The organism is Streptomyces sp. NBC_01288 (assembly GCF_035982055.1).
In the GTDB taxonomy this organism is placed as follows: Bacteria; Actinomycetota; Actinomycetes; order Streptomycetales; family Streptomycetaceae; genus Streptomyces.
The window spans coordinates 6,598,237-6,611,377 of record NZ_CP108427.1 but is presented as its reverse complement, the minus strand read 5'-3'; the positions used below and the strand labels follow the sequence as shown (position 1 = coordinate 6,611,377).

11 protein-coding genes are annotated in these 13,141 nt (G+C 68.5%); 8 read left to right on the top strand and 3 right to left on the bottom strand.

Annotated elements, in window-relative coordinates:
- Positions 1 to 4: 4 nt before the first annotated feature.
- Together OG194_RS29990 and OG194_RS29985 are read left to right on the top strand one after the other, a co-directional pair.
- Positions 5 to 943 (top strand): hydroxymethylglutaryl-CoA lyase, encoded by a 939-nt coding sequence (locus tag OG194_RS29990; protein ID WP_327407250.1) that lies wholly within the window; start codon positions 5 to 7, stop codon positions 941 to 943.
- Between the two features lie 4 nt (positions 944 to 947).
- The gene (locus tag OG194_RS29985; protein ID WP_327403897.1) at positions 948 to 2,108 is read left to right on the top strand and encodes an acyl-CoA dehydrogenase family protein; all 1,161 of its coding nucleotides are present in this window, start codon (positions 948 to 950) and stop codon (positions 2,106 to 2,108) included.
- A 7-nt stretch (positions 2,109 to 2,115) separates the two neighbouring features.
- Here the strand turns inward: OG194_RS29985 and OG194_RS29980 are convergent, their stop codons facing one another.
- A complete protein-coding gene (locus OG194_RS29980) occupies positions 2,116 to 2,784 on the bottom strand; it encodes a biliverdin-producing heme oxygenase (protein ID WP_327403896.1) in 669 nt (222 codons plus the stop codon).
- A complete protein-coding gene (locus OG194_RS29975; RefSeq protein WP_327403895.1) occupies positions 2,781 to 3,944 on the bottom strand; it encodes a polyprenyl synthetase family protein in 1,164 nt (387 codons plus the stop codon). Before OG194_RS29975 ends, OG194_RS29980 begins: the two co-directional genes overlap by 4 nt.
- Positions 3,945 to 4,200: 256 nt before the next feature.
- Here OG194_RS29975 and OG194_RS29970 point away from each other — a divergent pair, with 256 nt between their 5' ends.
- From OG194_RS29970 to OG194_RS29945, 6 genes are all read left to right on the top strand, one after another.
- Entirely contained in the window at positions 4,201 to 5,250 is a 1,050-nt protein-coding gene (locus tag OG194_RS29970) for an ABC transporter substrate-binding protein (protein WP_327403894.1), read from the top strand.
- Between the two features lie 109 nt (positions 5,251 to 5,359).
- A complete protein-coding gene (locus OG194_RS29965) occupies positions 5,360 to 6,193 on the top strand; it encodes a siderophore-interacting protein (protein ID WP_327403893.1) in 834 nt (277 codons plus the stop codon).
- Between the two features lie 152 nt (positions 6,194 to 6,345).
- Positions 6,346 to 7,788 (top strand): lysine decarboxylase DesA, encoded by a 1,443-nt coding sequence (gene desA, locus OG194_RS29960; protein WP_327403892.1) that lies wholly within the window; start codon positions 6,346 to 6,348, stop codon positions 7,786 to 7,788.
- Positions 7,772 to 9,055 (top strand): lysine N(6)-hydroxylase/L-ornithine N(5)-oxygenase family protein, encoded by a 1,284-nt coding sequence (locus OG194_RS29955; RefSeq protein WP_327403891.1) that lies wholly within the window; start codon positions 7,772 to 7,774, stop codon positions 9,053 to 9,055. The genes desA and OG194_RS29955 overlap by 17 nt, the downstream gene beginning before the upstream one ends.
- Positions 9,052 to 9,612 carry a GNAT family N-acetyltransferase gene (locus tag OG194_RS29950; protein ID WP_327403890.1) on the top strand — a complete coding sequence of 187 codons (561 nt, stop codon included), beginning with the start codon at positions 9,052 to 9,054 and terminating at the stop codon, positions 9,610 to 9,612. The genes OG194_RS29955 and OG194_RS29950 overlap by 4 nt, the downstream gene beginning before the upstream one ends.
- Entirely contained in the window at positions 9,609 to 11,387 is a 1,779-nt protein-coding gene (locus OG194_RS29945; RefSeq protein WP_327403889.1) for an IucA/IucC family protein, read from the top strand. Before OG194_RS29950 ends, OG194_RS29945 begins: the two co-directional genes overlap by 4 nt.
- A 71-nt stretch (positions 11,388 to 11,458) precedes the next feature.
- On the opposite strand, the gene OG194_RS29940 is transcribed toward OG194_RS29945, so the two are convergent.
- Positions 11,459 to 13,048, bottom strand: a complete 1,590-nt coding sequence (locus OG194_RS29940) for a beta-N-acetylhexosaminidase (protein ID WP_327407249.1) — start codon at positions 13,046 to 13,048, stop codon at positions 11,459 to 11,461.
- Between the last annotated feature and the right edge of the window lie 93 nt (positions 13,049 to 13,141).

Here is a 13,141-nt window from a genome sequence, read left to right as displayed (position 1 = left end):
CCCGATGGTCGTACCGGCCCCCGATCTGCCCGCCCGGGTGCGCATCCACGAGGTGGGCGCGCGGGACGGGTTGCAGAACGAGAAGGCGACCGTGCCCACGGAGGTGAAGGCCGAGTTCGTGCGGCGGCTGGCCGACGCGGGCCTGACCACGATCGAGGCGACCAGCTTCGTCCACCCCAAGTGGGTGCCCCAACTGGCCGACGCCGAGCAGCTGTTCCCGCTCGTGCGGGACCTGCCGGGCGTGCACCTCCCCGTCCTCGTGCCGAACGCCCGCGGACTCGACCGGGCCCTGGACCTGAAGGCGACCCGCGTCGCCGTCTTCGCCAGCGCCACCGAGTCCTTCGCCAAGGCCAACCTCAACCGCACGGTGGACGAGTCGCTTGCCGTGTTCGCCCCGGTCGTGGCCCGCGCCAAGGACGAGGGCGCCCATGTGCGCGGCTACGTCTCCATGTGCTTCGGCGATCCCTGGGAGGGCGCGGTCCCTATCGCTCAAGTGGTGCGTGTGTGCCGGGCGTTGGTCGACATGGGCTGCGACGAACTGAGCCTCGGCGACACGATCGGGGTGGCGACTCCCGGACACGTCCTGGAACTTCTCGCCGCGCTCAACGAACAGCACGTCCCCACCGACGCGTTGGGCGTGCACTTCCACGACACCTACGGCCAGGCGCTCGCCAACACCCTGGCCGCCCTCCAGCACGGCGTCACCACCGTGGACGCCTCCGCGGGCGGCCTCGGCGGCTGCCCGTTCGCCAAGTCCGCCACCGGCAACCTCGCCACCGAAGACCTCGTGTGGATGCTCCAGGGTCTCGGCATCGACTCCGGAGTCGACCTCGCCCGTCTCACCGCCACCAGCGTGTGGATGGCCGAACAACTGGGCCGACCCAGCCCGTCCCGCACCGTCCGCGCCCTCGGTAAAACAGCACAGCCCCACAAGGAGCAGTGACCGCATGGACCACCGTCTCTCCCCCGAGCTGGAAGAACTCCGCCGCACGGTCGAGGAGTTCGCGCACGACGTCGTCGCACCGAAGATCGGCGACTTCTACGAGCGGCACGAGTTCCCGTACGAGATCGTCCGCGAGATGGGCCGCATGGGCCTGTTCGGGCTGCCGTTCCCCGAGGAGTACGGCGGGATGGGCGGCGACTATCTGGCGCTCGGCCTCGTCCTTGAGGAACTGGCCCGGGTCGACTCGTCGGTCGCGATCACCCTGGAGGCCGGGGTGTCACTGGGCGCGATGCCCATCCACCTCTTCGGCACCGACGCCCAGAAGGCGGAGTGGCTGCCCCGGCTGTGCTCCGGCGAGATCCTCGGCGCCTTCGGGCTGACCGAGCCGGACGGCGGCTCCGACGCGGGCGCGACCCGGACGACGGCACGCCTGGACCCGGACACCGACGAATGGGTGATCAACGGTTCCAAGTGCTTCATCACCAACTCCGGTACGGACATCACGGGTCTGGTGACGGTCACCGCGGTCACCGGCCGCAAGCCCGACGGCAAGCCGCTGATCTCCTCGATCATCGTGCCGTCCGGAACCCCCGGCTTCACCGTCGCGGCGCCGTACTCGAAGGTCGGCTGGAACGCCTCCGACACCCGCGAGCTGTCCTTCGCGGACGTCCGGGTCCCGGCGGCGAACCTGCTCGGCGAACTCGGCCGCGGCTACGCCCAGTTCCTGCGCATCCTGGACGAGGGCCGTATCGCCATCGCGGCGCTGGCCACCGGTCTCGCGCAGGGCTGTGTCGACGAGTCGGTGAAGTACGCCAAGGAACGGCACGCGTTCGGGCGGCCGATCGGCGCCAACCAGGCCATCCAGTTCAAGATCGCCGACATGGAGATGAAGGCCCACACCTCCCGGCTGTCCTGGCGCGACGCGGCCTCCCGCCTGGTCGCCGGCGAGCCCTTCAAGAAGGAGGCGGCCCTCGCCAAGCTGTACTCCTCGACCATCGCCGTGGACAACGCCCGCGACGCCACCCAGGTGCACGGCGGCTACGGCTTCATGAACGAGTACCCGGTGGCCCGTATGTGGCGCGACTCCAAGATCCTGGAGATCGGCGAGGGCACCAGCGAGGTCCAACGGATGCTGATCGCCCGCGAGTTGGGCCTCGCGGGCTGACAGCCGGCTAAACGTGCTCAGGTGCCGGGACGCCCAGGCCTGCCGACAACTCCCCTGAGATCAGGGCGATATGCCGGTAGGCCCGTTCGGCGGCGGCCAACACCTGTTCCTGTACGACGGGTTCGCCGAGCACGCGGTCGAGGCGCTCGGTGAGGGCCGCCCAACGGGTGCGGTCGCCGCTGCCGTAGTACGAGGCACCGTTCCCGTCCCTGAGCCGGTACGCCTCGGTGACGTAGCGGCACAGGAACATCGCGCCGAGGGTGGAGCCCTCCAACACGTAGAGGAATCCGAGGAGTTCGCGTGGTTCGGTGGCGGCGGTGCGCCGGATCTCCTCGGCGAACTCCTCGGCGGCCGGGCCGGGTTCGGGGAGGACGCCCCGGGTGGCGGCGAAGTGGTGCAGGTCGCGTTCGACGAGGGGGAGCTTGACGAGGTCCGGCGACCACACCGAGGCGACGGACGGGCAGGTGGCGCGGGCGAGTTCGGCCTCCAGCACCGACAACACCGCGCGGTAGGCGGCGAGTTGGCCGACGTAGCGGTCGAGCGGGAGGGTGCCGGCGAGCATCGCGGTGGCGAACCCCGTGCGTTCCAGGGCCTCGTGCCAGGCGCGGGTGCCGCTCCTCAGCCGCTGGGTCGCAGTCCCCGCGCTCTTACTCGCGTCGGTGCCCGTGTCCGTCATACGCCGCTCCGCTGTCGGACCGTCGCGAGCAGACGGTCGATGAGGTGGCCCTTGCGTTCGATCGTCACGTCGAAGTAGGCGGCGCTGCGCTCGGAGCGGCACACGCCGTGCACCGCGTCCTTCGCGGCGCGCTTGAGGGCCACGGCCTCCTCGGCGAGCGCGAGGAGCGTGCGCTCCAGGTGGGGGTGACCGAGAACGTACGGTTTGAAGTCCTCGCGCGGGCTCCCGGCCGGTACGTCGTCGAGGAGTTCCAGGAAGACCCGGTTGCCCAGGCCGTCGAAGTCCTCGTGGGTGTTGGCGCCGCCGAACTCGGGCACGAAGTCGGTCAGGTCGTTGAACAACTGGCTGGCCAGGCCCAGTTGGCGCATCGCGCCGTCCAGGGCGAGCCGGTCGTCCTCAACCACGCGCAGCCCCGCGACCGCCGCGTCGAGCGGCATCCAGAACAGGGTTCCGGTCTTCAGCGCGGCCGTCGACTCCCAGAAGTCGACCCGTGTGGCGCGCGGCGCGGCCAGCAGCTCCGCGCGCGTGAGCGCCGTACGCGAGGACATGTCGACGGCCTGCCCGGTGAAGCCGCTGCCGACCGAGCGCACCAGGCTGTCCACGACGGCGGGGTCGGCCGCGTGCCGCAGCGCGGACATGATCAGCCAGGCGCCGGTGTTGAGGGCGAGCGGGGTGCCGTGGGTGGCGTGGAGGGCGGGTTCGCCGTAGCGGACGTCGCTGTCGTCCTGGATGTCGTCGAGGGCGACGGCGGCCTTCAGGAGAATCCTTACGGCAACTGCCGTGCGGCGGATCACCGCGAGGTCGGAAGCGGTGTCCGCGTTCTCGGGGGACCCGTCTGCCTTCTCGGGGAACCCTTCGGCCTCCCCGGGGAACCCCCGGTAGTTGCGGTACGCCCAATAGACCATCGAGGGCCGCAGCGGGGCCCGGCCGCCGGGCGCTCCGGCCGTGGGGGGCAACGCCTGCTGGCCCACTTTCGACCCGAGGGCGTCGGCGACCGGTTCGTACAGGGCGCGGCGCAGGGCCGTGTCGTAGACGGTGACCGCCGCCTCCCGCGCCGGGGCGGTCAGCGCGTCGAGGAACTCGGCGAGGTCGTCCTCCAGCCGGGCCGCATCGCTCCGGACCACCGCTTCCACGTCCGTCACATCCATCGTGGTAGCCACTCCACCTCCGCAGACGACCGAACAACAGTGCGCAGATCCCCGTAGAAGGAGCGTGATCACAACGGCCGGACGAGACAAGGCGGTTGAAAGCCAAATCGCATAGGACATGGGCTCATAAGCCCGGCACAGGACAGCCACAGCGCGCATACAGACCCGGGCGGCGGCCACCCTGCCCATTGGACAGGTAGTGAGGTTAGGCTAACCTACCTTCGAATTGTCCGGCGGGCGCTCCCGCCCTGTTCGAAAGCAGCCACACATGTCCAACGCCCGTGCCACTCACCTCTCCCGCCGCGGCATCCTCGCCGCGGGCGGCGCCCTCGGCCTCGGTGCCGTGCTCGCAGCCTGCGGCGACGAAGACGCGAAAAGCGGTGGCTCGGACAAGGAGACGACGGCCGCCAAGTCCGGCCCCTGGGCCTTCAAGGACGACCGCGGCACCACCGCGAAGACCGACAAGATCCCGGCGAACATCGTCTCGTTCATCGGCGTCGCCGCCGCGCTGCACGACTACGGCATCGAGTCCAAGGGCGTCTTCGGACCGACGAAGCTGAAGGACGGCAAGGCCGACGTGCAGGCCGGCGACCTCGACATCAGCAAGGTCACCGTCATCGGCAACGAGTGGGGCCAGTTCAACATCGAGAAGTACGCGGCCCTCTCCCCCGACGTCCTCATCACCACGATGTTCGACTCGGCCGGAACGCTCTGGTACGTCCCGGAGGAGTCGAAGAAGAAGATCCTCGCCGTGGGCGCGCCGACCGTCGGTATCTCGGTGTACGACGTGCAGCTGCCGACGCCGTTGCAGCGGATGCTGGAGCTTGCCAAGTCCCTTGGTGCGGACACCACTTCCGCTACGATCACCGCGGCCAAGAAGCGGTTCGAGGACGCGGCTGCACGGCTGCGGGCCGCGGCCAAGGCCAAGCCGGACATCAAGGTTCTCGTGGGGTCCGCGAGCCAGGACATCTTCTACGTCTCCGGGTCGAACCTCTCCGTCGACCTGGAGTACTTCAAGGCGCTCGGTGTGAACTTCGTCGAACCGTCCGCTGCCGCGTTGAAGGCGAGCGGTGGGTGGTACGAGAACCTGAGCTGGGAGAACGTCGACAAGTACGGGGCGGACGTCATCATGATGGACAACCGGACGTCGGCGGTTCAGCCCGCGGACATTACCGAGGGCACGTGGAAGAAGCTCCCCGCTGTCAAGGCCGGGCAGGTCATCGCGCGTAATCCTGAGCCGATTCTGTCGTACGCCAAGTGTGCGCCGCTGCTTGAGGATCTCGCGAAGGCCATTGAGAACGCGAAGAAGGTCAGCTGATTTAGGGGCGGTTGCGCTTTGTGGGGAGCTGCGGGCCGTGTGTGGCTGGTCGCGCAGTTCCCCGCGCCCCTAAGGGATTGCCCCTGACCTCCGATTGAGGAGTTGCCCCATGACTACGGCCGTTGCCGCGCCCTTCCGCTTCTTTTCACTCCAGGTTGTGCGGACGGAGCGGCTCGGGCCGTCTCTGGTCCGGGTCACCTTCGCGGGGGACGATCTGGCCTACTTCTTCTCCGACGGGTGTGATCAGTCCCTGTCGCTCTTTCTTCCCCAACCCGGTCAGGTGGAGCCCGCTGTTCCGTACGAGCTCGGGGACGGGTGGTGGCAGGGCTGGCGTGAACTCCCGGACGGCGTACGGGCCGTGATGCGGTCGTACACCCTGCGCGCGTTGCGCCGCTGCCCCGACGAGATCGACATCGACTTCGTGCTGCACGAACCCGCCGGGCCCGCCTCCCGTTGGGCGTCGTGTGCCTCCGCCGGTGATCGGGTCGTGCTGCTCGGGCCGGCTGTCGCGGACAATCGGGCGATTCGGTTCCGGCCGCCGGAGGATGCCGATCTGGTGGTCGTGTGGGGCGATGAGACCGCCGTGCCGGCCGCTTCGGCGATTCTGGAGGGGCTGCCCGCGGGGACCCGTGCGCGGGTGTGGCTGGAAGTCCAACATGCCGGGGATATTCAGGACTTGGCTACCGACGCCGATGCCGAGGTCACCTGGCTGGTGCGTGAGAACCAGGGCGTCGAGGGGTCCCCCATGACCCTCGGCGCCCTTCGGGATGCCCAACTCCCGCCCGCCGAGCGGCCGTACGTGTGGATCGCGGGCGAGGCCGGTCAAGTGAAGGCGCTGCGGCGGCACTTCGTGGGTGAGCGTGGGTTCGACCGGCGGCGGGTGACCTTTGTCGGGTACTGGCGGCAGGGGCTCAGCGAGGAGCAGTTGCGCGACGCCGGGTGACGGTGTGAGGGGCCACTGATGCGTGAGTGACGGCTGTCACGGGAGCGGTGGGTTTCGTGGACATTAAGTTAGGTTAGGCTTACCTAAGTTTATGTTGCGGAACCCCGCCGCTCACCTGTCCCGCACGGACTTCCCCACCGGAGGACCCTCACATGCGCTCGCACCTGCTCAATGACACGACTGCGGAGCACTACCGCCGCTCCGTGACGGAAGGCGTGGAGCGGGTGGCGGCCAAACTCGCCACCACCGAACGACCGTTCACCGGCGTCACGGTCGACGCCCTCTCCCCCCTCATCGACCGGATCGACCTCGACCGCCCGCTCCACGACACCGGCGCGGTGCTGGACGAGCTGGACGAGGTCTATCTGCGTGACGCGATCTACTTCCACCACCCCCGCTACCTCGCCCACCTCAACTGCCCGGTCGTCATCCCGGCGGTGCTCGGCGAGGCGGTGCTCTCCGCCGTCAACTCCTCCCTGGACACCTGGGACCAGTCGGCCGGCGGCACGCTCATCGAGCGGAAACTGATCGACTGGACGAACGAGCGGATCGGCCTCGGGCCGCACGCCGACGGGGTGTTCACCTCCGGCGGCAGCCAGTCCAACCTCCAGGCGCTGCTGCTGGCCCGCGAGGAGGCCAAGACCGACAGCCTGGCCAAACTGCGCATCTTCGCCTCCGAGGTGAGCCACTTCAGCGTGAAGAAGTCGGCGAAACTGCTCGGCCTCGGGCAGGACTCCGTCGTGTCGATACCCGTCGGCGCCGACAAGCGCATGCGAACGGTCGCGCTCGCCCGCGAGTTGGAGCGCTGCAAGGACGCCGGGCTGGTGCCCATGGCTGTGGTCGCCACGGCCGGCACCACCGACTTCGGCTCCATCGACCCGCTGCCCGAAGTCGCCGCCCTGTGCGAGCAGTTCGGGGTGTGGATGCACGTCGACGCGGCCTACGGCTGCGGTCTGCTCGCCTCGCTGAAGTACCGGGACCGGATCGACGGCATCGAGCGCGCCGACTCGGTCACCGTGGACTACCACAAGTCCTTCTTCCAGCCGGTGAGTTCGTCCGCCCTGCTGGTCCGCGACGCCGACACCCTGCGCCACGCGACCTACCACGCGGAGTACCTCAACCCGCGCCGCGCGGTGCAGGAGCGCATCCCCAACCAGGTCGACAAGTCCCTCCAGACCACCCGCCGCTTCGACGCGCTCAAGCTGTGGATGACGCTGCGCGTGATGGGCGCCGACGGTGTCGGCCAACTCTTCGACGAGGTCTGCGACCTGGCCGAGGAGGGGTGGAGGCTGCTGGCCGCCGACCCGCGCTTCGACGTCGTGGTCGCGCCCTCGCTGTCCACCCTGGTCTACCGCTACATCCCGGCCGCCGTCACCGACCCGGCCGAGATCGACCGCGCCAACCTGTACGCCCGCAAGGCCCTGTTCGCCTCCGGTGACGCGGTGGTCGCGGGCACCAAGGTGGCGGGCCGCCACTACCTGAAGTTCACCCTGCTCAACCCCGAGACGACGGCCGACGACATCGCCGCCGTCCTCGACCTGATCGCCGGCCACGCCGAGCAGTACCTGGGAGAGTCCCTTGACCGCGCATCCTGAACCCGCCATCAAGACCTACGACTTCGTGGGCATCGGGCTCGGACCCTTCAACCTCGGCCTCGCCTGCCTCACCGAGCCCATCGCCGAACTCGACGGAATCTTCCTGGACTCGAAGCCCGACTTCGAGTGGCACGCCGGCATGTTCCTCGACGGCGCCCACCTCCAGACCCCGTTCATGTCGGACCTGGTCACCCTCGCCGACCCGACCTCGCCGTACTCCTTCCTCAACTACCTGAAGGAGAAGGGGCGTCTGTACCCCTTCTACATCCGCGAGAACTTCTACCCGCTGCGCGTCGAGTACGACGACTACTGCCGCTGGGCCGCCAACAAACTCACCAACGTGCGCTTCAGCACGACGGTGAGCGAGGTGACGTACGAGGAACAGGGCGAGGTCTACGCCGTCCAGACCACGGCCGGTGACGTGTTCCGCGCCCGGCATCTGGTCCTGGGCACCGGTACCCCGCCGTATCTCCCGGAGGCCGTCGCGGGGTTGGGCGGGGACTTCATCCACAACTCCCGGTACATGCAGCACAAAGCGGAGTTGCAGGCCAAGGAGTCGATCACGCTGGTCGGCAGCGGGCAGTCCGCCGCCGAGATCTACTACGACCTGCTCGCCGAGATCGACGTCCACGGCTACGAGTTGAACTGGGTGACGCGCTCGCCGCGCTTCTTCCCGCTGGAGTACACGAAACTCACGCTGGAGATGACCTCCCCGGAGTACATCGACTACTTCCATGCCCTGCCGGAGCAGACCCGCTACCGCCTCACGGCCGAGCAGAAGGGCCTCTTCAAGGGCATCGACGGCGACCTCGTCAACGAGATCTTCGACCTGCTGTACCAGAAGAAGGTCGGCGGGCCCGTTCCCACCCGGCTGCTCACCAACTCCTCGCTGGACAGCGCCACTTACCGCGACGGCGTCTACGAACTCGGTCTCCGCCAGGAGGAGCAGGAGAAGGACTACACCCTGCGCTCCCAGGGCCTGATCCTCGCCACCGGCTACAGGTACGCCGAGCCGGAGTTCCTCAAGCCCGTCCACGAGCGGCTGCGCTACGACAGTCGGGGCAACTTCGACATCGCGCGCAACTACTCGATCGACACCACGGGCCGGGGCGTCTTCCTCCAGAACGCGGGCGTCCACGCGCACAGCATCACGTCCCCGGACCTGGGCATGGGCGCGTACCGCAACTCGTACATCATCCGTGAGCTGCTCGGCACCGAGTACTACCCGGTCGAACAGACCATCGCGTTCCAGGAGTTCGCAGTATGAGCACCCTCACCAAAACAGGCACCTTCACCTTCCGCCCCCTCGACCCGCTCCAGGACGCCGAGTTGCTGCACCGGTGGCTCACCCATCCCAAGGCCGCGTTCTGGATGATGCAGGACGCGAAACTGGAGGACGTCGAGCGCGCGTACATGGAGATCGCGGCCGACGAGCACCAGCACGCGCTGCTCGGGCTCCAGGACGGTGTCCCCGTCTTCCTGATGGAGTACTACGACCCCCGTCACCGCGAACTGGTCGGCCTGTACGAGCCGTTGCCCGGTGACGTCGGCATGCACTTCCTGACGCCGGCCACCGGGGCGCCCGTCCACGGCTTCACCCGTGCGGTGATCACCGCCGTGCTGGCCCGGCTCTTCGAGGACCCGGCCGTCGAACGTGTCGTCGTGGAACCGGACGTGTCCAACACCGCCGTGCACGCCCTGAACGAGGCGGTCGGGTTCGTGCCCGAGCGTGAGATCCAAAAGCCGGAGAAGAAAGCCTTGTTGAGCTTCTGCACACGGGAACAGTTCTTGACGGCGACAGCCGCTACGGCGGTGTCCGCATGAGCCTCGCCGACGCCGTCGCCCATCTCTCCCCCGAGCGCTGGGAGAAGGCCAACCGCCTCCTCATCCGCAAGGCCCTCGCCGAGTTCGCGCACGAGCGGCTGATCACACCTGAACTGGCCGAGCAGGACGGCGACTTGTACGTCGTCCGCAGTGACGACGGTCTGACCCGCTACCGGTTCACCGCCACCCGGCACGCCCTCGACCACTGGCAGGTCGACGCCGACTCGATCACCCGTCACCGCGACGGCGCCGAACTCCCGCTCGCCGCCCTGGAGTTCTTCATCGAGCTGAAGCAGGCGCTCGGGCTGAGCGAGGAGATCCTGCCGGTCTACCTGGAGGAGATCTCCTCCACCCTCTCCGGCACCTGCTACAAGCTCACCAAGCCGCAGATCCCGGTCGCCGAGCTGGTGAAGAGCGACTTCCAGGCCATCGAGACGGGGATGACCGAGGGCCACCCCTGCTTCGTCGCCAACAACGGCCGGCTCGGCTTCGGCATCCACGAGTACCTCTCGTACGCCCCCGAGACCGCGAGCCCGGTCCGCCTGGTGTGGCTGGCCGCGCACCGCTCGCGTGCGGCGTTCACGGCGGGCGTGGGCATCGAGTACGAGTCCTTCCTGAGGGAGGAGCTGGGAAGTGTGACGCTGAACCGTTTCCGCGACACACTTTCCGAAAGGGGTCTCGACCCCGACGACTTCCTCCTCATCCCCGTCCACCCCTGGCAGTGGTGGAACAAGCTCAGCGTCACCTTCGCCGCCGAGATCGCCCGCGGTCACCTCGTGTGTCTCGGCGAGGGCGACGACGAGTACCTCGCCCAGCAGTCCATCCGGACCTTCTTCAACAAGTCCCACCCCGAGAAGCACTACGTGAAGACGGCCCTGTCCGTCATCAACATGGGCTTCATGCGCGGACTGTCGGCCGCCTACATGGAGGCGACCCCGGCGATCAACGACTGGCTCGCCCAACTCATCGACAACGACCCGGTGTTGAAGTCCACCGGCCTGTCGATCATCCGCGAGCAGGCCGCCGTCGGCTACCGGCACCTGGAGTACGAGGCCGCGACCGACCGCTACTCGCCGTACCGCAAGATGCTCGCCGCCCTGTGGCGCGAGAGCCCGGTCTCCTCGCTCCAGGACGGCGAGTCCCTCGCGACGATGGCCTCGCTGGTGCACCTGGACCACGAGGGCGCGTCCTTCGCCGGCGCGCTGATCGAGCGCTCGGGACTGGCCCCGGTGGAGTGGCTGCGGCGGTATCTGCGGGCGTACTTCACCCCGCTGCTGCACAGCTTCTACGCCTACGACCTGGTGTTCATGCCGCACGGCGAGAACGTCATCCTCGTCCTGAAGGACGGTGTCGTCGAGCGCGCGATCTACAAGGACATCGCCGAGGAGATCGCCGTCATGGACCCGGACGCGGTGCTGCCGCCGACGGTGGAGCGGCTGCGGGTCGAGGTCCCCGAGGACAAGAAACTGCTCTCGATCTTCACCGACGTCTTCGACTGCTTCTTCCGCTTCCTCGCCGCCGGCCTGGCCGCCGAGGGCGTCCTGGCGGAGGACGACTTCTGGCGTACGGTCGCGGACGTCACCCGCGAGTACCAGGACGCGGCACCCGAACTCGCCGACAAGTTCCGGCAGTACGACATGTTCGCGCCCGAGTTCTCGCTGTCCTGCCTCAACCGCCTCCAGCTGCGCGACAACAAGCAGATGGTGGACCTGGCGGACCCGTCCGGCGCGCTCCAGCTCGTCGGCACCCTGAAGAACCCGATCGCCGGGTTCTGACACCACAAGCGGGCGGGCACCCCGGGGTACGGTCCCCCGGGGTGCCCGCCCTATGTACAGATACTGCTCAACTACTGTGCGGGCCAAGGCACTTGGGGCGACCGGTAGTAGTCGATCCCCAGCGCGTCCCAGCGCGGGGCCTGTGCCGCGAGCCGCACCTTGTACGTGTCCCAGTCGTGCGTCGAGGCCGGCGACCAGCCCAGCTCGGCCACGCCCGGCAGCCTCGGGAAGGCCATGTAGTCGATGTTCGCGCTGGTCACGATGGTCTCCGACCACAGCGGCGCCTCGACGCCCCGGATCGCCGAACTCGGCACCCCGGCAAGGTAGTTGCCCGGGTCCCAGTCGTAGGACCGCTTGACCTCGACGAGCCCCGCCCAGTCCTGGCCGAGCGGGGTGTCCTCGGTGTACTTCATGTCGAGGTAGACCCGGTCGGCGGGCGAGAGGATCAACCCGGTGCCGTTCTTCGCGGCCTCGGCGACCTGCGCCTTCTCGGCCGCGTCGGTGTCGTCGAGACCCCAGTACTGGGCGAGCGCGCCCTTCACGGGGTGGGCGCCGGTGATCTGGTGCCAGGCGATCACCGTCTTGCCGTACTTGGTGACGATCGGCTGCACCCGGTCCATGAACTTGACGTAGTCCTCGTGGCTGGTGGACTGCGCCTCGTCGCCGCCGATGTGGATATAGCGGCCCGGGGTGATCGCGGCCAGCTCACGGACCACGTCGTCCACGAAGCGGTACGTGAGGTCCTTGCCGACGCACAGCGAGCTGAAGCCGACGTCCGTGCCCGTGTAGAGCGGGGGCGCGACGCCGTCGCAGTTCAGGTCGGCGTAGGAGGCGAGGGCCGCGTTCGTGTGGCCCGGCATGTCGATCTCCGGGACCACCTCCAGGAAGCGCGAGGAGGCGTAGCGGACGATCTCCTTGTAGTCGTCCTTCGTGTAGTGGCCGCCGGTGCCGCCGCCGACCTCCGTCGAGCCGCCGTAAGTCGCCAGGCGGGGCCAGGAGTTGATCGCGATGCGCCAGCCCTGGTCGTCACTGAGGTGCAGATGCAGGGTGTTGATCTTGTAGAGCGCCAACTCGTCGATGTAGTGCTTGACTTGGGCCACGGTGAAGAAGTGCCGGGAGACGTCGAGCATCGCGCCGCGGTAGGCGTAGCGCGGGGAGTCCTCGATGGTGCCGCCCGCGATCTGCCAGGGGCCGCGCTGCACGGAGTTCTTCTCGACGGCGGCGGGCAGGAGTTGGCGCAGGGTCTGCACGCCGTGGAAGAGTCCCGCGGGCCTGCTCGCGGTGATGGTGACCCCCGAGACCCCACTGACGAGCCGGTAGCCCTCGGCGCCGAACGTGCCCTTGGCCAGGCGGAGTTGGATGCCGCCCTTGCCGCGCGAGGTGACCGGCAGCCGGTAGCCGGTGGAGGGGCGCAGGATGCCCGCGAGGTACGCGCCGACCTGGCGCGACTCCCGGGTGTCGTCGACGCGGATACGGGTGCTGCTCGTGATCTTGTACGGATGCCCGGCAGGGGTGACCTTGGCGGGCGCCGGGACCACCCGGCCCAGCGGGGTGGCGGTGGCGGGCGCGGCGGAGGGTGCGGCGCCGACGACGGACACGCTCGCGGCGGCGACGAGCAGCAGCGAACCGAGGAGGCGGGTCGTTCTGTGGCGCTGTCTCACAAGGCGTCTCACGAGCGGTCCCTTCCTTTGAACTTCCTTTGAGCCCGGACAGGTACAGACCATTCTGTCGCCTGACCGGTGGAAGAATCCCTC

Coding starts and splice junctions, on each gene's coding strand:
- OG194_RS29990 (WP_327407250.1), top strand. CDS start 5: ATGGTCGTACCGGCCCCCGATCTGCCCGCCCGGGTGCGCATCCACGAG.
- desA (WP_327403892.1), top strand. CDS start 6,346: ATGCGCTCGCACCTGCTCAATGACACGACTGCGGAGCACTACCGCCGC.
- OG194_RS29970 (WP_327403894.1), top strand. CDS start 4,201: ATGTCCAACGCCCGTGCCACTCACCTCTCCCGCCGCGGCATCCTCGCC.
- OG194_RS29965 (WP_327403893.1), top strand. CDS start 5,360: ATGACTACGGCCGTTGCCGCGCCCTTCCGCTTCTTTTCACTCCAGGTT.
- OG194_RS29980 (WP_327403896.1), bottom strand. CDS start 2,784: ATGACGGACACGGGCACCGACGCGAGTAAGAGCGCGGGGACTGCGACC.
- OG194_RS29950 (WP_327403890.1), top strand. CDS start 9,052: ATGAGCACCCTCACCAAAACAGGCACCTTCACCTTCCGCCCCCTCGAC.
- OG194_RS29945 (WP_327403889.1), top strand. CDS start 9,609: ATGAGCCTCGCCGACGCCGTCGCCCATCTCTCCCCCGAGCGCTGGGAG.
- OG194_RS29985 (WP_327403897.1), top strand. CDS start 948: ATGGACCACCGTCTCTCCCCCGAGCTGGAAGAACTCCGCCGCACGGTC.